This window comes from Halorubrum sp. Ea1 (assembly GCF_002252965.1).
GTDB lineage: Archaea > Halobacteriota > Halobacteria > Halobacteriales > Haloferacaceae > Halorubrum.
Genome location: NZ_NHPG01000138.1, coordinates 51190 through 74232 on the forward strand (window position 1 = coordinate 51190; position 23043 = coordinate 74232).

At 62.0% G+C, this 23043-nt stretch carries 22 protein-coding genes and 2 pseudogenes; 9 read left to right on the forward strand and 15 right to left on the reverse strand.

Translation table 11 applies throughout. The features are described 5' to 3' along the window. The first annotated feature begins 2 nt into the window (after window positions 1-2). Window positions 3-1862, forward strand: a complete 1860-nt coding sequence (glmS, locus tag DJ73_RS17350; RefSeq protein WP_094558593.1) for a glutamine--fructose-6-phosphate transaminase (isomerizing) — start codon at window positions 3-5, stop codon at window positions 1860-1862. 74 nt (window positions 1863-1936) lie between these two features. Here glmS and DJ73_RS17355 read toward each other — a convergent pair whose 3' ends face one another. From DJ73_RS17355 to DJ73_RS17390, 7 genes and pseudogenes are all read right to left on the reverse strand, one after another. Next, complete coding sequence (locus tag DJ73_RS17355) at window positions 1937-2677, reverse strand: homing endonuclease associated repeat-containing protein (protein ID WP_141212989.1); 741 nt, start codon at window positions 2675-2677, stop codon at window positions 1937-1939. Window positions 2678-2765: 88 nt separating this feature from the next. Then, complete coding sequence (locus DJ73_RS17360; RefSeq protein ID WP_176451160.1) at window positions 2766-3143, reverse strand: ArsR family transcriptional regulator; 378 nt, start codon at window positions 3141-3143, stop codon at window positions 2766-2768. 314 nt (window positions 3144-3457) lie between these two features. Then, a complete protein-coding gene (locus DJ73_RS17365; RefSeq protein ID WP_094558613.1) occupies window positions 3458-4336 on the reverse strand; it encodes a DNA-binding protein in 879 nt (292 codons plus the stop codon). A 706-nt stretch (window positions 4337-5042) separates the two neighbouring features. Continuing rightward, window positions 5043-5609 (reverse strand): annotated as a pseudogene (locus tag DJ73_RS21385) (hypothetical protein). Then, on the reverse strand, window positions 5606-5833 hold the full coding sequence (locus DJ73_RS17380) for a hypothetical protein (RefSeq protein ID WP_094558595.1): 228 nt from the start codon (window positions 5831-5833) through the stop codon (window positions 5606-5608). Before DJ73_RS17380 ends, DJ73_RS21385 begins: the two are co-directional and overlap by 4 nt. Before the next feature lie 204 nt (window positions 5834-6037). Beyond that, window positions 6038-6649 carry a hypothetical protein gene (locus DJ73_RS17385; RefSeq protein ID WP_094558596.1) on the reverse strand — a complete coding sequence of 204 codons (612 nt, stop codon included), beginning with the start codon at window positions 6647-6649 and terminating at the stop codon, window positions 6038-6040. Between the two features lie 69 nt (window positions 6650-6718). Then, window positions 6719-7297, reverse strand: a complete 579-nt coding sequence (locus tag DJ73_RS17390; protein ID WP_094558597.1) for a helix-turn-helix domain-containing protein — start codon at window positions 7295-7297, stop codon at window positions 6719-6721. A 153-nt stretch (window positions 7298-7450) separates the two neighbouring features. On the opposite strand from DJ73_RS17390, the gene lrp reads away from it, so the two are divergent. Further along, complete coding sequence (lrp, locus tag DJ73_RS17395) at window positions 7451-7912, forward strand: HTH-type transcriptional regulator Lrp (protein WP_094558598.1); 462 nt, start codon at window positions 7451-7453, stop codon at window positions 7910-7912. Window positions 7913-8184: 272 nt separating this feature from the next. Here the strand turns inward: lrp and DJ73_RS17400 are convergent, their stop codons facing one another. From DJ73_RS17400 to DJ73_RS17420, 5 genes are all read right to left on the reverse strand, one after another. Beyond that, window positions 8185-8442 carry a HalOD1 output domain-containing protein gene (locus tag DJ73_RS17400; protein WP_094558599.1) on the reverse strand — a complete coding sequence of 86 codons (258 nt, stop codon included), beginning with the start codon at window positions 8440-8442 and terminating at the stop codon, window positions 8185-8187. 198 nt (window positions 8443-8640) lie between these two features. Continuing rightward, window positions 8641-9213, reverse strand: coding sequence for a hypothetical protein (locus tag DJ73_RS17405; protein ID WP_094558600.1), 573 nt, complete (start codon window positions 9211-9213; stop codon window positions 8641-8643). 100 nt (window positions 9214-9313) lie between these two features. Then, window positions 9314-9826, reverse strand: a complete 513-nt coding sequence (locus tag DJ73_RS17410; protein WP_094558601.1) for a hypothetical protein — start codon at window positions 9824-9826, stop codon at window positions 9314-9316. Beyond that, window positions 9827-10129 (reverse strand): hypothetical protein, encoded by a 303-nt coding sequence (locus DJ73_RS17415; protein WP_094558602.1) that lies wholly within the window; start codon window positions 10127-10129, stop codon window positions 9827-9829. A 358-nt stretch (window positions 10130-10487) separates the two neighbouring features. Beyond that, window positions 10488-12092, reverse strand: a complete 1605-nt coding sequence (locus DJ73_RS17420) for a sensor histidine kinase (RefSeq protein ID WP_094558614.1) — start codon at window positions 12090-12092, stop codon at window positions 10488-10490. Between the two features lie 251 nt (window positions 12093-12343). Here DJ73_RS17420 and DJ73_RS17425 point away from each other — a divergent pair, with 251 nt between their 5' ends. Together DJ73_RS17425 and DJ73_RS17430 are read left to right on the forward strand one after the other, a co-directional pair. After that, window positions 12344-12592 (forward strand): hypothetical protein, encoded by a 249-nt coding sequence (locus DJ73_RS17425; protein ID WP_094558603.1) that lies wholly within the window; start codon window positions 12344-12346, stop codon window positions 12590-12592. Continuing rightward, a complete protein-coding gene (locus tag DJ73_RS17430; RefSeq protein ID WP_094558604.1) occupies window positions 12589-12984 on the forward strand; it encodes a PIN domain-containing protein in 396 nt (131 codons plus the stop codon). Before DJ73_RS17425 ends, DJ73_RS17430 begins: the two co-directional genes overlap by 4 nt. 56 nt (window positions 12985-13040) lie before the next feature. On the opposite strand, the gene DJ73_RS17435 is transcribed toward DJ73_RS17430, so the two are convergent. Genes DJ73_RS17435 through DJ73_RS17445 form a run of 3 tightly spaced genes read right to left on the reverse strand, consistent with a single transcriptional unit; the run spans window position 13041 to window position 14901 of the window. Continuing rightward, window positions 13041-13319: a hypothetical protein gene (locus DJ73_RS17435; protein WP_094558605.1), complete on the reverse strand. Its 279-nt coding sequence runs from the start codon at window positions 13317-13319 to the stop codon at window positions 13041-13043. Next, window positions 13297-13899 carry a hypothetical protein gene (locus tag DJ73_RS17440; protein WP_094558606.1) on the reverse strand — a complete coding sequence of 201 codons (603 nt, stop codon included), beginning with the start codon at window positions 13897-13899 and terminating at the stop codon, window positions 13297-13299. The genes DJ73_RS17435 and DJ73_RS17440 overlap by 23 nt, the downstream gene beginning before the upstream one ends. A gap of 60 nt (window positions 13900-13959) precedes the next feature. Next, window positions 13960-14901, reverse strand: coding sequence for an ArdC-like ssDNA-binding domain-containing protein (locus DJ73_RS17445; protein ID WP_254921701.1), 942 nt, complete (start codon window positions 14899-14901; stop codon window positions 13960-13962). A 113-nt stretch (window positions 14902-15014) separates the two neighbouring features. On the opposite strand from DJ73_RS17445, the gene DJ73_RS20500 reads away from it, so the two are divergent. The 5 genes and pseudogenes from DJ73_RS20500 (at window position 15015) to DJ73_RS21240 (ending at window position 23037) form a co-directional block, all read left to right on the forward strand. Beyond that, window positions 15015-15167, forward strand: a complete 153-nt coding sequence (locus DJ73_RS20500; RefSeq protein WP_176451161.1) for a hypothetical protein — start codon at window positions 15015-15017, stop codon at window positions 15165-15167. After that, window positions 15164-15554 (forward strand): annotated as a pseudogene (locus DJ73_RS21390) (type II toxin-antitoxin system VapC family toxin). The gene DJ73_RS20500 and the pseudogene DJ73_RS21390 overlap by 4 nt, the downstream one beginning before the upstream one ends. Before the next feature lie 173 nt (window positions 15555-15727). Then, window positions 15728-19264, forward strand: a complete 3537-nt coding sequence (locus tag DJ73_RS17455; RefSeq protein WP_094558608.1) for a type IV secretory system conjugative DNA transfer family protein — start codon at window positions 15728-15730, stop codon at window positions 19262-19264. Between the two features lie 940 nt (window positions 19265-20204). Then, window positions 20205-21317, forward strand: coding sequence for a hypothetical protein (locus tag DJ73_RS17460; RefSeq protein ID WP_394338329.1), 1113 nt, complete (start codon window positions 20205-20207; stop codon window positions 21315-21317). A 1396-nt stretch (window positions 21318-22713) separates the two neighbouring features. Further along, window positions 22714-23037, forward strand: a complete 324-nt coding sequence (locus DJ73_RS21240; RefSeq protein WP_094558610.1) for a hypothetical protein — start codon at window positions 22714-22716, stop codon at window positions 23035-23037. The last annotated feature ends 6 nt before the right edge of the window (window positions 23038-23043 follow it).

Here is a 23043-nt window from a genome sequence, read left to right on the forward strand (position 1 = left end):
CCATGTGTGGCATTATCGGCTACATCGGTGCCGGCGTCGCCACAGACGACGCAGCGACGGCCAGCGACGGCGGAGTCGCGAAGCGTGTCGGTGACATCGTCCACCACGGGCTCCAGAATCTCGAATACCGCGGCTACGACTCTGCAGGCGTCGCGCTCGTCGGCGCTTCGAGCGGGCTCACGGTCGCAAAGCGCTCCGGCGAGGTCAACGAGCTGACGGTGCCCGAGGTATCGGATGCGACCCACGGCGTCGGCCACACCCGCTGGAGTACGCACGGCCCGCCGACCGACGCGAACGCGCATCCGCATACGGACTGTGTCGGTGACGTCGCCGTCGTCCACAACGGCATCGTTGAAAACCACGAGGCGCTTAAACAGGAGCTGGCCGACCACGAGTTCACCAGCGACACCGACACCGAGGTCATCCCGCATCTGATCGAGGAGGAGCTCGCTGCTGACGCCGACGCCGACCTCGTGGCCGCGGTCCGGCGCGTCGAGGATCGGCTGGAGGGGAGCTACGCCATCTGTGTGGTGCGCGAGGATGCCGACCGAATCATCGTCGCGCGGCGCGGGAGCCCGCTGGTGTTAGGGCGTGGTGAGGACGGGACGTTCGTCGCCAGCGACGTGACGGCGTTCCTCGAGCACACCCGCCACGTCACCTACCTCGAAGACGGTGACGTGGCGGCGCTCTCCGCAGACGGCGTCGAGGTGTTCGCAGACGGGGAGCCGGTCGACCGGGCGACCGAGACGGTCACGTGGGAGGCTGACGCCGCGGAGAAGGGTGGCTATGATCACTACATGCGCAAAGAGATCCACGAACAGCCCTCCGCGCTCCGACAGACGCTCACTGGGCGGTTGGACGTCGACGCCGGTGACGTAGATTTGGATGTCTCGTTCCCGCCTGGCTTCCTCGCCGACCTAGAGGAGATACAGATCGTCGCCTGCGGGACATCGTATTACGCGGGGCGATATGCCGCCCAGCTGTTCGAGGAGCTTGCGGGGGTGCGCGCGAGCGTCGAGATCGCCAGCGAGTACGAGTTCGGCGCGGGCCGCACGCCCGATCGGACCCTTGTCGTTGCAGTCACGCAAAGCGGCGAAACGGCCGACACGCTCGGGGCGGTGCGGCGCGCGAACGCAGCGGGCGCGCGGACGTTCGCCGTGACGAACACCCTCGGGAGCACGGTGACCCGAGAGGTCGACGGCACCGCGTTCATCCGGGCCGGCCCGGAGATAGGGGTGGCCGCGAGCAAAACGTTTGCCTCGCAGGTGGCGACGCTCGCGATGCTCGCCGTTGGCGTGGGGCGGGATCGTGGCGCGCTCGGTGCCGCCGACGCCCGCTCCGTCCTCGAGGATCTGCAGGGGTTGCCCGGCGCAGTCCAACAGGTGCTCGACGAAGAACAACAGGTTCGGGAAGCCGCCCAACAGTTCCAAGACAGTGAGGCGTTCTTCTTCGTCGGGCGGGAGTTGGGGGTGCCCGTGGCACTTGAAGGTGCCCTGAAGCTTAAGGAGATCTCGTATGACCACGCGGAGGGATTCGCCGCAGGCGAGCTCAAGCACGGCCCGCTCGCGTTGGTGACGCCTCAGACGCCCGTACTGGGCGTGTTGACCGAAGGGGCGCGGGCCGACGAGACGATGAACAACGTCACCGAAGCGCAGACGCGTGGGGCGCCGGCGTTGGGGTGTGTCTCGGCTGGTGAGGAGTACGATACGCTCGACGTGACGTTCGACGTGCCCGACGTAGGCGTCGTCGAGCCGCTGGTGGCCAACGTGTACTTGCAGTTATTCGCGTATCATGTGGCGAATGAGAAGGGACGGCCGATCGACAAACCGCGAAATCTGGCGAAGAGCGTGACTGTAGAGTAGGAGGCACAATTGTCTGCAGGATGACACCGATCGCATTGACCGAGTCAGGGGGTACACGGAGGATCCCCACTGCTTCAGCTGTGGGAGGACTCCGACTCATCGAACGCCGCATCTTTGGCGCCCGACCAGGATCCGAACCGGCGTTGGTACGTCGCCAGGCTGTACGCGCCCTCTTCACGCACATCATCAGCGACCGGTTTGGTGCCGATCTCAGCACGTAAGCGACGGAGCTCAGCGAGCAGGTCGTCGTCGCTCACTCTGCCGGACCCACGGGGTTCGAGGTTGGCCGCCTCGAGTGCCGCAGTCCACGATCCGAAGCGGTTGACGTACGTGCGCGGGCTGTACGGGCCGTCACGCTCCATCTCTTGAAACGTGGGTGTCGCGCCGCGGGTGGTGGCCATCTCGTCGAGTGCTGTGAGGAGCTTCTCGTCGGAGATCTGGACGGCTGTGCGACCGTCTGCCGGATCGAAGCCGGCTTCGGCGAGCGCGTTCGCCCACGATCCAAACTGCCGTCGGTACGTCGACACCCAGTACTCTCCCTCGTCGTTCATCAGGTCGGCTGTTGGGCGGGTGTCGTGCTCCTCAGCAAGCCGCCGGAGTTCAGCGAGCAGCTCGTCTGTTGGGATTTCGCTCTCTGCGGCGTGTGGCTCGAAGCCGGCGCGTGCCACCGCATTCTGCCACGAGTCGAAACGCCGCGTGATTGTGGTCGCAGCGTACTCGCCGTGATCACGATAATCTTGGAGAGACGGCGCCCGCTCGACGACCGCCGCCACCGCCTGAATATCGCCGAGCAACTCCGCATCGCTGTAGGCCATCGTCTCGTGATTCACAGTCTCACAGGGCTTCAGCCTTCGGATTGTGTTGGAACGCGGCGTCGTGGCTCTCTGTTGAAACGCGAGTGAGTTATCGGTTCAAATCGTCCGGCCCCTCCGATGTATCTGTTTCAGGCGACACCGAGGCCTGGTGCACAGCTGGCTCAATGATTGTAATCAACGACGCTTGTTCGGAGAGAGCCGCCTCAAACTGTTCACGATCGTCTTCATACAGCGACTGATTGTGGATAGCCGCAATACCACGTGGTGTGATCTGATATAAGCCAGAGGCCTCTGCCGGCCCGATTCGGCGAACGAGTCCTTTATCAGCAAGAACTGGGAGTCGTGTGTTGAGATAATTGCGATCCTTGTTGCATTTCACGGCGAGGTTGGCAGCCGTATCCCGCCGACCATCCGACAGCGCATCAAGAAGTTGGAAGTCGGTAGGTTGGACAAGCCGTGTCTGCATTGTAACTGATGATATATGCTGGCAGTATGTAGGTGCTGTGGCTGACCGTCTCTCATCCTGGAATCTACTTCAAGACACCCGCGCTGGGAATCCACAGCCGTCTGACACAAGAATCGTACCGTGTACTGTTGCTTCCCCACAGGCTGATGCCCGGTTGTGGCTGCGCGCGCAGCGACCACAGGGAGCGAGCACGGAGCGGTGGGTGGGGCGGTGGGGCGTGGCTGGACGGTCCGGCCACACCGATCACCAGGAAGCTACCGCACTTACTAACTGTCAGTGGCGGCGCCCTCACGGCAAAAAATGGTAACCCTGGCCTACGCGTCCCACCACCGGTCGCGCTCGGGGAACGTAACCCGCGAGCGACGCGTCAGTGCCACCGACACGCGTCCGTCGTACCAGCTTGTCTTGACGTTGGACAGTCGGACGCGTTCGCCCTCGTTGATGCGTGGCTGATCCGATTTTGTCCAGATGGTCACCTTGAGTTGTCCGGTGTTATCCGCGAGCAGCCCGACTTGGTTAATGGCCGGGCTGGCTGGATCCCAATCGTCGACCCACTCGCCGGCGATACTCACTGTGCCGCGATCGACATCACCCACTGCCGCAATTGGAATGACCGTACTGGGCGCCGTCCGCACCTGTTCGGCCACCTGAATCACTGCCGTTGTCAGCTCGAGCCCGTCAGCCACCCGCTTGGCTATCTGTCTGCTCACTGCCGCCGCCGTCCACCCCGTCCGGTTCGTCGCGATCCGTCTGGCCGCCGTATTCACCCGCGCAAGTTCCTCTTTGGTGAGTGACTCCCTCGGATCCGGTTGGTCCGGATCTGCCCACGGGTCCACGGCAGCGCGCCGCTCGGCAAATTCCTCGTGTCGTTGTCGACTCCCACCTGAAGCAACCTGTCGCGTCCGGGTTTCTCGGTCAGAGTCCTGCCGGCGGTCCCACCGTGTTCGGGTCCACGCTTTTTCAGCTTCACGCGCCATCGCCTGCTCTTCAGCAGCCAACGTCAATCCGTGTAGGCCTGTATCAGGATGGTTGGCGTCTACCTTCGCCTGCGTCTCCTGTGCGACCGCGGCCTCGAACGCCAGCGTCTCGTCAACGACCGGGAAGCCGTCCTCATCGACCACCTGCTCGTCCGTCTTCTTGAATGCCTGTTCATCCACCGTAACGACCTTGCGACTCGAGTTGGTACTTGACATTAGGTACTCACCGTACCTGTGAAGGCGCTCACGCGCCGCCACCGCGATGCTTCACCATCGCGGTTTTCCGACGACACCGACCGACAGCACTAGCTGTGCGCTCTCGCTCGCGCCTTCGCGAGCGCCCTCCCGGGCGCGAGCGAGAGCGCGCCTGCATGCGGTGGCCCCAACCAGCACCGCGCGCCGACCCGCCCGGAGCGAGCGACCAGCGGAGAAAGTGTGGGGGGTGAGCAGCCATGCCGCGCAACCCCCCGCGCTTTCCCGCTGGCGTCGAGGGCACATGCATTTTAGCCCGGCAGTCCGCCCGCTACTGCAGGCAGACCGCCCGGAATGGTCGGTCGCGAGCGAAGCGAGGCGCGACCGTAGGGAGCGCCTCGGTGCGAACGGTGAACGAAGTGAGCCGTGAGCAAGCGGAGGGCGGCAGCGGCGAGCGGGGCGGGCCGTCACGGACACACCTGTCCAGCCGACCACGTCACTCGGCGATCCAGCTATGTCCTGGCGGACTCAGAAAAGGCGAGGCCGTCTCGGTCGTCCCCCGACCCCGCAAGCACCGCAGGGACGAGGCGCGCAGCGGCGTCCTCGTGAGCGAAGCGAACGAGGGCCAGCGAGACATCAGTCTCGCGCGGTCGCGGGATGCCGAGGCGGCCGAGGGCTTTCGAGTGCCGTCGCCGGCGCTGGCTGCTCGGCGTCGCCACTCGGAGGCCAGTTACTCTTCGAGACGGTGGAGCAATTGTGTGACGTACGGACTGTTTTCCCAGCTCCGATGCGGGCTAATCGTCGAGATCAGCGTTCGAGCCTCTTCGGGGCTCAGATGGCCGTTCCGAGCGTAGTCGACGATGAGCCGCGGCGTCGGGACGATCTGCGGGCCCTGTAGCACGGCGTGGATGAGTGGGAAGTTCGTCCCGCCGAACTCGTCGGTGAGAAACCCGTCGACATCGAGCACGTTCGCGAGAATGATACCATCGGTTTCGCCGTCGTCGAGCCCGAACGTTGGCCGGGAGTCCGGCGTCTCGTCGCGTTCGTAGGGGTTGGCAACCGTCTAGTAGTCGCGGGCCGCGAGGACGTTGTTCGCAGCCGCGGCGTGGATGTCCTGATACTGCGTGATATCACGAGTTCTACGATCACTTCCGAGGGATGACCGCATCACAGAAGGGAAGCAGATACTGGAACAGGTCTAAAACGCCGAGCCCGACGGCTGCATCCACACAGGCATTGCGCGGCTGACGAGGGCGCTGGTGTCAGCGGCGACCGTTCGCAGTCGTTGACCGCTCAGCAATCGTTGCCGGCCCCGGTGTCGACTGTCGTCACGGCCTCCTCGTAGATGTCGATATCGTCGGGGGCAGCGAGATCGAGCGGGTCGTCTTCGAGATCCGCTTTGAGAAGCCGGAGGCGCGTGGCGGACGTGGCACCAATGAGGCCTGTGAGCTGGTTACCGGTGACTCCGGCATTGTAGTACGTCGTTGCGATCGCCTTTGGAAGCCGGTCTCCCCCGCTCATCGGTCGCGAAGCCGATCTCGAGCGGCTACAAACCGAACTGGATCCGTCTCGCCCGCGGCAGCCATGTCGTTTGCCGACTGGAGCTGCGAGTCGATGAGGCGGTTCTGCTGGCGCGACCAATCCTCGTCGTCGTGGGTCCGAACGTACTCGGCCCATCGTTTGATCATCACTCGCCGTTGCTCGGTGTTCCGGCAGTGATCGTCTTCAAACTCGTTTGAGTTCAGCATAGTAGTCCTCTACTCCAAGCTCGTTGACGTACGTTTCGAGCTGCTCCGTGTTAAATCGTTCCTCGAACGTCAGGTACAGGTGAAGTGCATCCTCGAAATCCTTTCCGCTGAGGCTGTCTGCAGCCTGTGCAAGTCGGAGTTTGTATGCAATTTGGAGTTCAAGCGGGCTGATCTCGATCTGCCCCTCATCAAATGTCACCGTGAGAGGATTCGAGAGGCCCTCACGCTCAACGTCGTTTGAAACAAACCAAGTTTCGAAGTTCGGGTACATCTCTCCGTCCTCAGCAATTCGGATTCGGCTGCCCTCGCTCAGCATCGAATACATCTCAGCAAGTGGCATTGCCATCCCCCAGTATTCTCGATCTTTGAGTTCCGTAACCAATTGCTCAGTCTCCGCTTCGGATAATGACTCCAGAATAACGTCGATGTCCTCGGTCGATCGAGATCGTCCAGTGAGGATCGCGACGTACCCACTGACGATGACGTAGTTAACGTCGCAGGCGTCGAGAATCCCTGTGAACTCAAGGACGTCTTTGTCGAGTGCTGAGAGCTCCCGTGACACCGTGAGCGTGTCGTCACTGAGTTCCATCAGTTTCCTCCATGGAACGCCGATAAACAAAGCGCTGCGTCACGTGGGTCCGACCAATCGGTTCGATGTTCATCCGTTCGCACCCTCTTCTGTATCATGACGTACGTCTGCATCGATCTCACAGTGTTCGTGGACGACGGGCCGGAGCGCTTGGAGGATCATCTCCGTAGCCAGCGGCGAGATGTCCAGATCCTCCGCCATCAGCCGGTGGGTCACCTCGCCGCGTTCGCGGGCGGTCGCGTAGGTGAGCGCCGTCGCAAGGCCAGCCACGCCGTGGCGGTCGATGTAGGTATCGATGTCGGCGTTCGTCTCGCGGCGGCCGACGGCGTCGATGAGCGCCGGTGTGATCGTGTACTCGCGGTCGCCGGCGGCCGTCGTTACAGTCAGGTCGATCTCACGGGCGGCGTACCGGCGCGGCTGTTCGTCGTCGGTGACAGTGAGGACGCCGGCGTCGACGAGCCGGTTGACGTAGCTGTAAGCGGTCCCCTGGGCGAGCTCGAGGTCGTCCATCACGTTCTGAACTGTCGCCTCCCCCTCCCGGGCGAGGTACGCGTACAGCTTGGCGAGCTGTGGCTCTGCGAGGAGGTCTGCGACCGAGAGGAAGTCGCGGACGATGTCGCCGTCGGCGCGGTTTGAGGTGCGTGACACGGGTCGTTCTTGATTATAGATTACAACGAATCAGTAAAGCGTGTTGGGGTCACTCCGCCGGCGTCGCGACGAGATGCTCCTTGAGGTCGCGGCGTCTGCAGTGTTTGGTGGAACCGTCCACTATTAAGCCGCGTTCAAAGAGAGGGGCAAACAATGGCGTACGACGACCTCGACACTGAGTTGGTAACTGCACTTCTTGGAAACGGGCGTGCGAGTTTGCGGAGTCTTGCTGATCAGCTTGATGTCTCCGTGACGACCGTGTCGAACCATTTAGACGATCTGGAGCAAGCGGGGGCCATTGACGGGTATACTCCAATTATTAACTACGAACAGCTCGGCTACGACGTGACCGCAGTTCTCCAGCTTAAAGTGGAGGGGCCGGGGCTCCCAGAGATTACGGACACACTCGACAACGAACCCCAAATCGTGAGCGTCTACGAGACAACAGGGAATTACGACATCATCGCGATAGGCAAATTCCGGGATACCGGCGACATGAACGACCAGATCAAACGGATCGTGGCTGATGCAGATGTTCAGCAGTCGAATACGAATGTCGTCTTGAATACGGTAAGTGAATACACACAGTTCAGCGTTGAAGACGACAGCGCCTGAGACATAATTTCTCGTGTCCGAGGAGCTCTGGGACGTTCTCGCCGCCGTCATTGACGGGCGCGTCACCGCGTCAGACACCGGGGTCACGAATTCAGCCGACGCCGTACGCGAGCTCGGTGTGGAGTAGTGGTATCACGCTGGTCTGTGGCACGAAAGGTGGCATCGAGGGAAATGTGCGATGCTCGCTACGAATTCGCCATCTCACCCACTGCGCATGGGGCAACCCCGGTCGCGGATCTCCCAGAGAATGTGGTCTCGATGAGGTCGCCCAGCTACTGTGGTAGTACGACAGCCGACGTGTCGACGACATCGACGCCATCCGCTGTGATGGAGAGGTGAATCCCCTCGACGGTGACTCGGACCTCGACATCGCTCGCAGATGACTCGACCAGTTGCACGAGTGCCTCCACGTCAACGGAATCATAGAGCTGATACGAATCACTCGGCAGCCCATTGGCCTCGAGTGTCTCGACGAGTTCGACAAGGAGATCCGAAGACGTGCCTGCGTCACTCGAGATGGCCGGGTCCATATCGTTTTCAATCAATTATTAGGCCGATAAGTACTTAAAAGACAGGGTGGCAGCCGGCCACAGCGGGCACACGACATCAAGTGACGGGTAGCGCTGTCGTCTCCGAACGGTCACGGGCTGTCGCCCGTATCGGTACATTTCACAATCGCTGTACCGGAGAATAGAGGAGAAAGCCTCGCGCCTCAGCGCGGGGAGGATTCACCCGTCGAAGCGCTCAATCGCTTCCACGAGCGGCCCCTCAAACTCCCACGTGGCCTCACCAAATGCCTCGTCAGTCTGGGCATCCCACCGCGGGAAGCCACATGCCTCGCTCACGGCCACCTGCCACGCTGGTGGCTCGACGTGCTCGATCTCGTAGGGTGGGATCGCGACGATGTACAGATACGCCTCGTCGCCGTGGATCCCCTGTCGCGGATCCTCGAGTCCGTGCCCGAGCAGAAACAGCGGCTGGGACAGATGTTGCATCCGACTCGGGTCACAGACGTCAGCGGGTGAGGACACGTCGAGGCGCCGCTCCGGGCTCCGCGTCGGGTCCAGATACAGCGCCATTGACCGCAGCTTCTCAAGGAACACGTACTGGGCGGCCGCGTACGCTGGCCCCCGCACGCTCCTCGTCGCCTCCAGCAGCTGCTTGAGCTGGTAGAGGCGTCCGAGGACCCCCTCGGGATATCCGTCGGAGTGGGTGTACACCTGTGCGACTGGATCGGTCGGATCGGTTGTCCGGCCATCGTTGAGGGCACGGACGAATCGGAGTTGACACCGTGTCGACATCGAATCACGCCGGCGATTGGCTCGCCGGCGCCCATCGCGGCGAGCCAGAAACCTACTGTCGGTCCGCTATGGCTGCCGCGTGATCCGGGACGGTGCGAGATTACGCGTCTTCAAGCAATGAGCGGGCCCGTTGTACGTAGCTGTTCGTGTCCCAACTGCGAGCAGCGCTTATCTCATCGAGGAGCGTCCGTGCATCGGCTGCTGCCAGCTGGTCGGTGCGGACGAGAATTGACAATAACGTTGGCGTCGTGACAAGCTGAGTATCAGCGAGCGACGCATGAATGAGACCGAGTTGAGTGAATTCGTCACAGAGCAACAGCGCGGCGTTGAGGTCGTTCGCAAGGGTGACAGCAGCGTTCTCTCCATCATCGAGTGGAAACCCAGCATCGAGCACCACAGACTGTTGTGCAAACTCAGCAGTGCGATCGAGAACGGCGGTCGCAGCACGGCCGTGGACATCCTCGTACGAGGCAACGTCTTTGAGCTCCCTCATAACTGCGGTTGGGACAACGACGTCGTATCGGGAAAGGGCGAGCCCGAGTGGACCAGAGTCGGCGGTAGCGACGATCCCGAGACTCACGAGCGCGGAGGCGTCAGCGACAAGCCGGGACATCTATGCGTCGGCAACCTCGTCGATGAAGTCTTCATCCAACTGCTGTTTCAACACGCGGAGATTCGCCGCCTCCTCGGCACCAACGAGCGCTTTGAGTTGCGCAAACGAGATCTTCTCATCGTAGTAGGCGGCTGCGATTTCCTGGGTGAGTGTGTCGTCATGGGTAGCCTCCTGGAGATACTCGCGGAGGGCGGTCACGAGGATATCCGTGCGATCCTCACCAAGGACATCTGCGAGCGCATCGGTTTGGTCAATAAGTCGGTGTGGCGCCCGAAACTGGACGCGCTTCTTGTCGCTGCTCATTGTGTGTACATTGTGAGCGTTGTCTCGGTGCTACTCACCCCGAGGCGGCAACACCCGATGCCCACATGGGCGACAGATCGCGGTCTGTGGACCACGCACGACGACGATCGCAACCTGCGCCCCACAGCGTGGACACTCCTCGTAGGTCGCCATCACCACTCTCCCGGTTGCATCCGCCCACAGCGTTCACAGGCGACGAGTTGCCCTCGTTGCGTGGTATACTGTGATCGCGCTCTCGGTGGATGGGGACACGACCCCCAAGTCGACCGATCGAGCAGGCGAACGGGACGATCGAACAGAACCGTCACTGACTGGTCTAACATGGCTCCCACCCGTTGGGAGCCACACAACCCCCACGCTAGCTGAGCGAGACCCCGCGTTCGCGAAACACCGGCTGGAACCCTCGCTCGTGGACTGCTGTCACCAGCTCGGAGTACGCCGCCCGCATCTCGGGATCCTCGACGAGCTCGCGAAACCGACTCTCGAACCGGCGTCCATGCGCAGTCCGGCGCTTGTCTGATCGGTCATGGGCGGCCTCGTGACACAGCGTGAGAAAGAGATCGTGGGTCCACACGGCGCGTTTCGCGCTCGTCACCGCCGAATCCGTCACCACAATCCGGGTGCGGCCGTCTGTCCACGCGTCTGCAGTGGCCTCACCCCAGTGGATTGTCCGATCGATCCCGATCGCATCGGCGAGCGCTCGCGCGAACAACAGATACCGCGCCTGCCGTGTGGACAGCTCGGTGTCTGCGAGCCGGTTGTACCCCTGCCAGACGCCCGCTTCTTCGGCGCGCGTCGCGACGTCAAACCGCGATGGCAACGCGATGTCAGTGGCACTATCGCGTGCCGCTGACGCCAGCCGCTTCGTTGCTGGATCGGTTGTATCGAGGATAACCGCCCCCCGCTCGACGAGTGCATCCGCGCCGTGACTGGCGCCCTCTTGACACGCGATCTGTGGGGCGGCGTGAATCCGGGCAAGACTCACCGGGGTCTCCGTCACCAGCTGGAAGAGATCGCGATCGCGCCAGCGCTCGCGCAGCGTCTCGTCGCTGACCAGGAGTTCGGCCATTTTGGCGCGTGTTTGACCGTCGAGTGCGTCATCGTCAACTTGGTCGTACAGCTCGATCCGGGCGTCAGCGATCGCCTCTTGGATCCGGCCCCACCGGTCACAGCCCGACTGGATCGCTGTCCGGCCGAAGTTCAGCGTCAGGTTTCCTTTCGTGACGACAACGCCACCGACGCCGATATCGTGATCGGTGGTCACGTACAGCCCGTTGCTGTACACATCCAGCCCGTCTTCAGGTGCAGGCTTGAGTGCCAGATACGCGTTGTCGGTCTCACGCGTCACGTCCACCCGGCTGTCGGCAACGGTCTCGAACGGATGCCCACGATCGACGGGCTCCCCGTTGACGACAATGTCGACGTCAGTCCGGAACGTGAGATACGCGAACCGCTCGCGGAGACGTTCGTAGATGCGGCGCCACCGGTAGCTGTCTGTGTTGGGCACCTCGCTCGTGTAATGGTCGATAGTCACGCAGACGCCGTCGAACGTATGGGGCGTCTCGACGACGACCCCCTCACGCCCAGCCACATCTGCGAACGGGCCCGTCTCGCGGTGATCTTGATAATCAAAACAGAGCGCGTGCTGGCCGCTCCAGATGCGCACCGCGCCCTTCGCGATGATCGCACCCGTCCCGATCCCCCACTCGCCGAGAGTGGTGTCGTCCGCCCGGTCTTTCGTCCCGGCGCCCAGCACGGAGAGATCCCGCGTTCCCTCGTCACTACCCAAATCGACGCCCGCACCGTCATCACAGACGACGGTCTGTTCGGGCGTGACGCTCACCAGAACCCGCGACGATCCAGGACTGTCAACTCCGTTCTGGACAGCCTCACGGATCGCGTCCGTGAGATCCACCATCTGGTCTTCGATCAGATACTGCGCGACCTGATCCGTTGTGGTCATCTCAACCGTCTCGGTACGCCTCGTCTCGATCCCGGACTGATCCGGAGATGTGGCCTGATTGGACATGGTGGCCACTCCTTCAGGGCACCCCACAAACCGATACGAAAGGCCGAGCCAGCCAGCAGACTGCGAGGGTGCTACCCCGACGTTGGAGTGGCGAGATTGGTAGGAGATACGAGCACAAATTTCATTCGAATATAGATACAATCTACGCCATAACATTCTTAAACACATATATCTCAATATATCTCATGGTCAAAACCATTCGAGTATCGGAGGAATACCACGAGTGGCTGACTGCACACAACAAAGGCGACGAAACGATGGAAGAGACGCTTCGTCGCATGACACGTGGTCCCCACCCTGGCGACGTTGCCGGGCTCCTGACCGAGGGAGAAGCCGAAGCAGCCAAAGAGGCGGTCCAGAAGCTCCGCGGGCGTGACCGCGATCGTCTAAACGCTGCCCAGGCCACTTTCGAAGCCGGTGACACCACCGAATGATCATCGATTCATCGTACCTCTTCGACCTCATGGCAGAAGATCCGGATGCGTTCTCGAAAGGTGCAGAACTCGTCGAAAACGGCGAGATGCAGTGGTTGCCGACGCCGGTGGTCGCGGAGGCGTACTATGGGGTCGCTACAGCTCGCAGCACCACCACCGAACAGGCGCTGCGCAATCGCCTGCTGGGATATCCCCGTATCGAAGTTGATGACGAGATCGCGCGGCGAGCTGGTGAACTCCTCGCGGCGGCAGATGACCGTGCTGGCACAAACGCGGGTGTCGGGGCGAATGATGGTTACATCGCTGCGATGGCTGACCTCCTCGATGACGCAGTCCTCACAGACAACGTCGAGGATTTCAACCGCCTGGGCGTCCCGGTCGAAACCTATTAATCAGACTCGGTTCCTGAGCACAGATCTCCAGCAACCGGCGACAGTTCCCAGATCGACTAGCGATCGTCTCGCGAACCTGCTCCGTCGCTGCCCTCGTCTTGGATCGCAAGAATATCTTGGGCAACGTCGGCCACATGCTGCTGATGGGCGGCTGAGGTTGCCACGTGCTGGGCAGCGGTGAGTTGCCCGTTGACCACCGCATTCTGTTGTGGCCCCCACACCTCAGGCGGCTCTGACTGAATGTACGTTACCCAGCGTTTGATCGCCGCGATGCGTTGCTCACGATTGCGGTCGTGTTTCGCATCGAGCTGATCAGGCGTCTCTGAGTCGGTCATATTCGGCGTCGACATCGAGTCGATGTACCCACGTTTCGAGCCGGGACGCACTAAGCGTTTCCTCAAAGAGGGTGTACAGATGGACCGCGTCTTCGATATCTTTCTGGGCACCAAGATACAGTTTATACGCGATCTGGAGCTCTAGCGGGCCAATTGGGATCGATTCGCCATCGATCTGGGCTGAGATTGCGTTGGAGAGCGACGCGTGGTCAAACTCATCGTCGACAATCTTCACTTCAAGATGCGGAGTGATCTGATCGGTTGGCGCGACCCAGATCGGCTCGCCGTTCGAAAACATCTCGTACATCGACGTGAGCGGCATCGCCGGCCCCCAATACCCCTCCGTTTTCAGTGTCGTCGCAAGCTCGTCTGCCGTTGGCTCATCGACCGGCTCAATGAGCACGTCGACGTCCTCGGTTGAGCGTGCCCGCCCTGCGAGGATCGACACGTACCCGGCGATGTACACGTGCTCGATTCCGATTCGATCGAGAATTGCTGAGAACGCAAGTGCCAGCTCGTCCAGCTGATTCGGCGCCCGCTTTACGTATAGCGTCTCATCGCGAAGTTCGATACCACTCATACACATGCCTTCTCAGGCTGGTGAATAAATCGTCTGGCCGTCGTCAGCTTGGACTCACGGCTAGTCACGACCGGGGAAGCCGCTCTGGTCGGCAATCGCTCTGATCACCGTGATACTTGTTTCCCGGATCCGCTCACATCGCTCGAGGAGTTGGTTGGTGTCGTTGTCGCTCCACGCCGCAAGATACAGCCCCGACCCGTCCATTTCTAAGTCATAGTGCCGGCCGACCACGTACGCGACCGCCTCGGCCTCGAGTTCGCGCGCTTCGCGATCGACAGTGTCCGCCGGATCATGGAGCAGGGCGTGCGCGTACTCGTGGATGAGCGTCCCCGCCACCGCAGCGGGCGCTGCCTCCTGCACCTGAATGTGGGGTCTGTCATCGACATGGCGACATACACCATCCGCATCACCGTGCGCCCACGCATCAGCACTCACCACGTCGACGGTCACGCTGAGCGTATCAGCCGCCGTGAGCAACGCACCTACCAGCTTATCGGCCTCGCCCGTCGCAGCTGTCTCCAACTCAGGCAGCGGCTCGCCCTCCGTCTGTGAGACATCGAAGACGGGAACGGGTTTGAATCCGACCACGCCCTCGTCCCACTCATCGGGCGGTGTCTCGTCGTACGCACAGTCAGTCTCCTCGTGATACGAGGGACTGTTGTGACACTCGGGACACTGCGGCGAGATCAGCGGTGCCCAGATCCAGATCGCGGATTCACCTTCCGTAACCTGCCGGTTAAATTCGTCTTGCCACGTGCGGTACCCCGCGACTTTCGTCGCCTCAGGACACTGCAACGCGATAAGCAGCGTATTTCGGTGGGAGTAGTCGTGGAACTGACTTTGGACGTCGAGCCACCGCTGGAACTGCTCGCTGGCACGCGCCTCGTCGACGGCGTCGACGAGCTCGCTGAGCCACTGATCGATCGCCTGATCCATCTGATCGGCGCGGGCGTCAACGTCACCGAACGTGACGTGCCCGCTCGCGGACTGGGATTCAACCATGGGCGCTCCCATCCCTCGGGAGCGCCACAAACCAGGATGATACGTACTACCCACCGTCAGATAGAGGTGGATCCGACCAGTACTCTTTTGAAAATTGGTACCTAACCCCGGATATGAGCCTCACTTCAGATAATTTCGAGGAATTTGTCTCCTCAGATCCTGATGATGACGAAGAGATTCCGATCGGACTGGCACTGTCGGAGTTGGGTCTTGACGTCGATGTCGACGCCGTTGCGGCTGTTCGCGACGTTCGCGAACGGCTATGAGAGTTCTTCTTGACACGAACGTTCTCGTCGCAGCCGTTGCCCGGGATACAAATCGGTCCGAAGAGGCTGTTGCACTCCTCGATGAAATCGATGACCCATTAGTCTCCGTTCTCAGTCTCATGGAGCTACGGAGCGTACTGAGCAAAAAGAAGCGGCGAGCGTGATCGAATCGATGCCATCGAAGATCGAATCACTGCACGGATGACAGTCACGTTCCCAGACGCCTCCGATATGATGGCCGCTAACCGGGTACAATCAGAAACCCTGTTGTACCCGATGGATGCAATGATCCTTACGGCAGCTGACGCGACTGATGCGGCCCTTGTATCGTTTGATGCTGAGCTGATAGAACATGGAGCGAAACAGCCCACAGCAGTACTCGACTGAGAGAAATATCACAATTTGGCAGCCGGACACACTCGCCGGCGATGTGGTTTGCTGTGCGGAGATGCGAAAGAAAAGCGGAGCCACCTCAAACAGAAACACACTATCACCTCGTTTGATCCACGCTGTCTTCTGGCGTAAGTTTCTTGAATTATCGTGCGAACAATTATCACACTATGGGGCGTACTGACACCCCCACAGACACAGAGTCCCCGGATCACACCCACCTCCGGATACGCCCGACAGACACTCCACTGACAGCCGCGACGGTCGAGCAGGGGTTTCGACGCCTCCACGGGCTCACCACCCGATCCACCGCCAGCTGGCGGGATCGCCTTCTGGGGGCCTCACCACAGCCCACGATCGAGTGGCGGCTCCACAGTCCACGTGAGACGCCTGGCACGCTCAAGCTGTACGTTGGTGTCACGGAGATCTCGACTGAGACGCTTCGTGAGGTAGTGCGGACGGCCTGTCCGAACGAGTACGAACTGACCCCGGCTACACCGCCTGCGGTCCCCGATCTCGATGGCGACGGTGCGCCCACGGGTGACGACGTCGCCGCCGTCGAGTGGGTGGGTGATGCCGACCGCCGTGCCGACTGGCAAACCCGCCTGACGCCGCTCGACGCGTTTACGGACAGCGATGACGCCCGCCTCCCGATCGCCGCAATCGCGGAAACGCTGGCTGACACGCGGGGTGGGGCGACCTACCAAGCGGTGTGTCAGCCGTTTCGCGACTACCGGGGGACCGTCCGCGATCGGATCCACCAGCTGGAGACGGGCCGGGATACCCCAGCGAGCCGCGTGATGGCTGATCTCGTTGGCGAAATCGAGGTGGACACCGAGACCACGAGCGCAGCTGCCGATCCGGCCGGTGGACGCATCGATGCACTCACCGACACCGACCCGCAACACGCCTTCGTTGTCAACGCCCGGTCTCTGGTGTGGGGTGCCGATGCACCCGCAATCGCTGAGCGGCTCGCCGGTGCACTCACCGAACTGTCCGGCCGCTACTACACAATTGCGGGACGAGTGGAGACAGCGGACCCAGCCGCGGTCGCGACAGCGATCCGCGACCGGGCTGTCCACGAGCCTGCCTATAACACGCTCACTAACAAGCTTCCGTGGACGCGCAACCGTAGCCGCGGGATTGTCGCTGACGCGGCGAGTGCCCCCGCGTTTGGCCTCGTCGATGGCACTGCGCTCACCGCAAGCGGGAGCCGCGCCGTCGCGCCGCCCACCGCTGATCGCACTGCTCTCCCACCGCCGCCGGACGGCCAGCTCACCCGGTATCAGACGCCCGGGCTCACACTCGGCCAACCCCTCGATCAGGACGGCGAGCCCGTCGCCGACTCGATCGCGGTCCCGCCGAGCTTGCAGTCGCTGCATGTGGCGTGGTTCGGCAAGACGGGCTCGGGGAAATCCACGAGTCTGATCACGGGGCTGCTCGCGAATCACGCGGCCACGGACGGCGCCGAGGTTCTCATCACGCCGAAAGGCGACACGATGGCCGAGGCGTATCTCCGCGCGCACTACGCCGAGTACGGCACCCTCGAGGACGTCTACTACTTTGATTGTGCGACGACGCTGCCCGCCATCTCGTTTTTCGACATCCGGCCACAGCTCGCTGCGGGGATTGACCGAGCAACGGCGGTCGAGGATTGCACGGATCATTATATCGAAATTCTCGCCGGGATCATGGGCGAGGAGCGGTTCTACCAGGCGGTGCGCTCGCCCGATATCATCCGCCAGCTGGTGAAGGCGCTGTTCGATCCCGTCCATGGGAGCGACGCGTTCGCGCACCGCGAGCTCCAACAAGCGGCCGCCCGCTTCCATGAGACCGGCGAGCCCCCGCCGGTGGTCGATGACGAGCTCCAATCGATGCTGTACAATGTCGCCGCCAACACCCAACAATCGTTTGACGAGCTGCTCCAGGGTGTCCACAACCGTATCGAGAAGATCCCGCTCGACGAACGGCTGGGCCACCTCTTTGATCACGTCCCCGTGGATGGCGATCCACAGTTCGATCTGCGGGCGGTGATCGACGAGGATGCGGTCGTCATCATCGATACGGGCGGGCTTCGCACGGCGAGCCAGCAGGCGCTCACCCGGACGGTGCTCTCGAAGCTGTGGACTGCGCTGCGCCGGCGCGCCCAAACGACGGACCCCAGCGATCGCCCACTCGTCAATCTGTATCTCGAGGAGGCGGCCCAACTCGTCGCCTCGGGAATCGTCGGTGACCTGCTGGCCCAGTCCCGCTCGTTCGGCTGTAGCGTCACGCTGGCGACGCAGTTCCCGGGCCAGCTGCGGGTGCGTGATGAGGCGGCGTATCTGGAGCTGCTCAACAACGTCTCCACTATCGTCACCGGGAGCGTTCCCGTCGATGACGCGCTCACAACGCGGCTCGCGACCGCAGCGCAGGATCCCGCGGCAATCGGCAACCGGCTGCGCGCCCTCTCACGTGGCGAGTGGCTGGTGCGGCTGCCGGCGCCGTTCAACGAGACGCCACCCGCACCGTTTCTGCTCGCGAGCGCGCCGCTTCCACCGGGGCATCCGGACAGCGACGGATTCCGGCCGGCGCGCGAAACCACGGCTGCCGCGCGGATCGACACGTGTCGCGACCGGACCCGCACCGCGTACGGGCTTGACCTGCAGACTACTCAGGCGACGACCGGCTCAGGCGACACCGACACGGGTACTGACCCAACAGACACGAGCACGACCGAGCCGTCACGGATTGACTCGGCGCTCCCGTACACCAAGCGGTTGCCTGATCCGGTGATGTACGATGAGCAGCGCCACGCACTCGCTTGTGTCGCCTGTGAGACCCGCTATGATCCCGCTCCCGACGGATTGCGGGCGGCGATCAGCTGTTGTCACGACCCCGAGTCGGTGGATCGCGATAACTGTCCGATCTGTGCTCTGCCACTCAAGCTCACGTACGCGGAACGCCAGGAGAGCCCGATTAGCGACGCCGGCCTCCGCTTTCTGCAGGCCGTCTATTCGGCCCATCAGGGGCAGTACGACCCAGCGCTCGAATACGACATCACCCGCGACAGCATGCGTCGGCTCGGCGAGTACGTGGGAATTGATGCGGACGAGCTCGATGAGCTGCGCGAGGCTGGCCTCATCAGCCGTGACTGTCGGTATCCACACACGCTGTACACAGTCACCCCAGACGGTCGCGATGCGATTGGCGTCCGCCACCGTGAGGGGGTTGCCCACGGCGCTGGCGCCGGCGACCTCAGTGAGTCGAGTCTGCATGTGGCGATGGTCGAGGTTGGGACGCAACTCTTGGCGGCCGAGTACGTTGAAGCGCCGGACTCACCAGCGGTCACCGTTGAGCAGTACTACGAGGTGCCCGAGGGGCGGCTTGATGCGGCCGCCGTCGACGAAGCGGGCGACGTTGTCGCCGCTCTGGAGGCCGAACGCATCAACCACGACGTCACCCGGGCCGTCCCCGAGGATTACGATAAGCTGGCCGCCCAAAAGCCGGACGCCGCCATCTGGATCGTGAAAAACCGTGAAGCCGCCCATGACCTCATTACGGCGCTCAACACGCCACCGGACGGCGAGCCACGAGTACAGAAAACCTACGGCGAACAGACCCGTCCTGCCGTGTTCACGATTGACCAGCCCAGGCTCACCGACGTGTACACGTTCCAGTCGGTGCGGGATACACATCTGGACGATGCGTCAGCACCCCACGACTGATGGGATTCCCGCGTCTTCAGGCGCGGGAGGTGGTCAAGTTGTGAGCGTATTCGTCGCTGGTCGTGGTGGACGAATAACGACTCTGTTTCTTGTCACGTTTTGAGGCCGGTGTGCCTCTGACCCGGGTGGGGACAGCCCGGGCGCTTCGCGATACCCGTCCGACGACAGGCAGAATCGGTAGCCGGTAGCGCTCCGCTCGAAGGGAGTGCGGGTTTGGTGAGGGGGAGGGAAACCCGCTCCCAGCAGGGACCAATGGTCCCTAATGACATTACATGAGGCATCTCATGAATAGATTATGGTGTTCTGACTCGATGCGATCCAGTCGGCCCGTCCCCCACAGTCCCGGGAGGCCACCACACACCGTTATCGATCTGTTTGCGACCACCGACCGCTCGGACCACATCGTCGGCCTTCGCGCCACGCTTGGGATCCGTCCCAGTCCGGCCGACACACGGGAGTACATCCCCTACCATGCGGGCACCGACTCTCGCTAGCACTGCTGTTGGTGATAGATGGCAGTGGGCCACCACTGTGCTGAGCGGTAGGCCAGTTCAACCAACACCTAGCTAGCACGGAGTTTTGATCACACCCTGTGGACATGCGGTCTGGCTGATCCGTTCGGTCACCTCAGAACAGCGAGCTCCAGTACACTGCAAGTCGAGATGAGACGGGACATTCTATAGTGTCGTCGTGACGGCATTTATTTGCGCCTGGCGTGTGAACGTGCCCCACGATTGCGATGGGACTCCCGCCTACCGCTGATGCCCTTCCAGCAGCGCTCGTCGACCGGGACCAGTGGGTCTGTTGGCGGCCCCACCAACGCGACAATAAACCCACCAAAGTGCCGATTATCCCCGGCACGACGCAGTTTGCGTCAACGACCAACCCCGAGACATGGTGCTCGTTTCAGACTGCCCGAGAGGCCGTCACGACAACCAGTGTGGAGGGGCTCGGCTTCGTGTTCACCGCCGACGATCCGCTCATCGGGATCGATCTTGACGATTGCCGAGATACCGAGACAGGTGCGCCCACCGAGTGGGCCGATCAGATCATCGATCAGCTTGAGTCGTACACTGAAGTGAGCCCCTCGGGAACCGGATATCACATCCTTGTCACCGGGACCCTCCCTGAGGGCCGGAACCGAGCCGGCGACCTCGAGCTGTACGAACGCTCGCGCTTCTTTACCGTAACCGGGGATCACGTCGCGTCAACACCCACCACAATTACAGCACGCTCTGATGTCGTCGACAGGCTCCATGCGACAGAGCTGGCGGACGCAACTGCAGAGTCAGCCGGCACTACAGACGGATCGGCGGCCGCACCCCGCACAGCCACGACCGACACCACACCCGGCGACACAGCGACCAGCACATCCGGAGCGGCTACGCTTTCAGACGAGGAGCTGCTTGAGCGTGCACGACACGCCGCCAACGGCGAGAAGTTCACGCGGCTGTGGAACGGTACCACGAGCGGCTATGAGAGTCACTCGGAGGCAGATATGGCGCTGTGTCGGCTGCTCGCGTTTTGGACCGGCTGCGATGCCCACCGCATTGATCGGCTGTTTCGTCGCTCCGGACTCGCCCGTGACAAGTGGGATGCGGTACATTACGCCGACGGGAGTACCTACGGCGAAAAAACGATAGAGCGCGCGATCGCCCGCACTGATGAGGAATATACGCCACCCGAGTCGACCACCTCTTCGGGCGGCAACGGCGAGACACCAACGACGGCCGCCACAGACAGCGCCGCTCCTGCGACGGAGCCTACCGCCGCGACTGACGGGTCCCCACAGGACAGCAGACCGTCAACTGCCCCATCCGAGCCGGAGTCTGATTCACCGGAACATCCGCAGGTGGATGAGAGGTCTGCATGTCCAACGACCCCAGAGCGTGTCCACGCGCGGCGTGAGCGAATCGTCGAGCTCACCGACCGGGTGGAGGCGCTGCTCGCCGAAAACGAACGGCTCCGTCGAGAGTTGCAGGCGGAACGTGAGCGCCGGTACGAGCTTGAAGAAGCCCACGAGGAGCCAACAACAGGGTGGTGGCCATTGTGAACGGACGGATTGCTCGTGACCACCGAGGCTAGCAGCTACACAGCCGCATCTCTTCAGGTAGTAGTGGTGTCAGCAGTGAAGAAGCTGAGGCGCTCACGAACGTGCGCTGTCACGGCGACACTGCAGTGAGCGCTTCAGCATATCACTGACTCCGGAGGGGCTACATATAACTATGGCTTGAGTCGCGACCGACAACGGCACGTATCTGTCTGGACGGCTACCTGAACCCACACACGTGTGTCCAATGTTCGCCGGGTGGTCACTCACGTATCGGTCACCACCGAATCGCAGCACATGGTACGTCATCTGGGCGCCACCAGATCGCACCCTGAACAGAGCGCTCAACCCCTCCTCCTCATAGACGATTATTCACCATTCGCCCGTACGATGGGCTGTCGCACACAAAATTGAGTGGTGTCAGTAGCCTTCTCCCGCCCGCAATATTTCGTGTACAAACGGGTGACACAGCTGTCCACGCTGGAGTCGTCGGCGACAGGAGCCCTGAGCCACCACCGTACACTGGGTGCTCCCACATGCAGTCGTGGCCAATCCCCAGCCGGCAGCGGGCTGTTCCAGGCGCCGTCGCGACCCGCTGCTGGTAGGTGGACCACGCTGACGGACAGCGTACCAGCGTGCTGACCAACCAAATCAGCAGTACCACCCCCACGATATGGGGGGTGATCGGCCAGTGCAGTATAAAAGTATCATCTTCTTGAAGTATGTGACTGGGCGGGCACCAGCATTGTGATACAGTCCACGTCCTCGGGGGGTCGCCTGATTTCTCCGTCTCCGGTTGCTGTTGACTCCGTGTGCCACGAGCTCCGAACTCTTGGGGTGCCAGCTCGGTTGACTCCGGAGGCGGGGTCGCGTTGTGCCCTTTCACGCGGCTGGCCACGCTTGTTGTGCGGCGGGGAACGTCCCTGACACACAGGATCTCGGGAGAGTGGTCCCGGCCACGAAAGGTCGATTCCATCGACTCGCGCCGCCCGTCTGTGAGCGGGCCAACCGTGCGCTCCAGTTTGTCACCGTGTCACTACACGAGCGTGACACTGAGTGGGTGGCTCTTGGCGCCGCCAGCGCCGCCCCGTACCCACATACCGACCATCTCTGGAAGCGCCATCAGCCCAGATCGGCTCCCTCCTGCGACCGGGCCTTAACCAACACTAACATCGATTTTTGGCCGCTGTTGGTTAATATTCTAGAATCGTGAACGACAATTCATGTATTCATATATTACTAAACACAAAATTTATTATTTGATGCTTGCACAGTGTCATTGTTGTGTGGTAGCACGACCCAGCCACCTCATGCCAAGTTATGTCCGCCACCGACCCTCCAGCAGATCCCTCCCGTGTGCCGGTTCGCGCGGTCTGTCGCCGCGTTGCAGTAGGTTTGTCTGATCGTCGCGGTCGTCGCTGTTGAGCCAGCAGCGGCCCAGGAGAGTGCCGTCTGTGAGGTCGATCGGCTGCCCAGCATGATCTCCGGGTTTTTCCAGCTGACCACCGCCGTCGGGTTGCTTGGGTTGGTCATTGTGTGGCAGGCCGACTCACTGATCGAGCTGTTCACGTTCCGGCCCGAACAGCGCGAGGGGCTCAAACGCCACAAGCGGACGGCGCTGCGATCGACAGTGATTCTGGTCGTCCTCGGGCCCCTGTACACAGTCGCGGGCAGCGTGATGAACCTCCCGCTCGCGGAGTGTGTTGAGCTCACTCCCTGGTAGCCACCC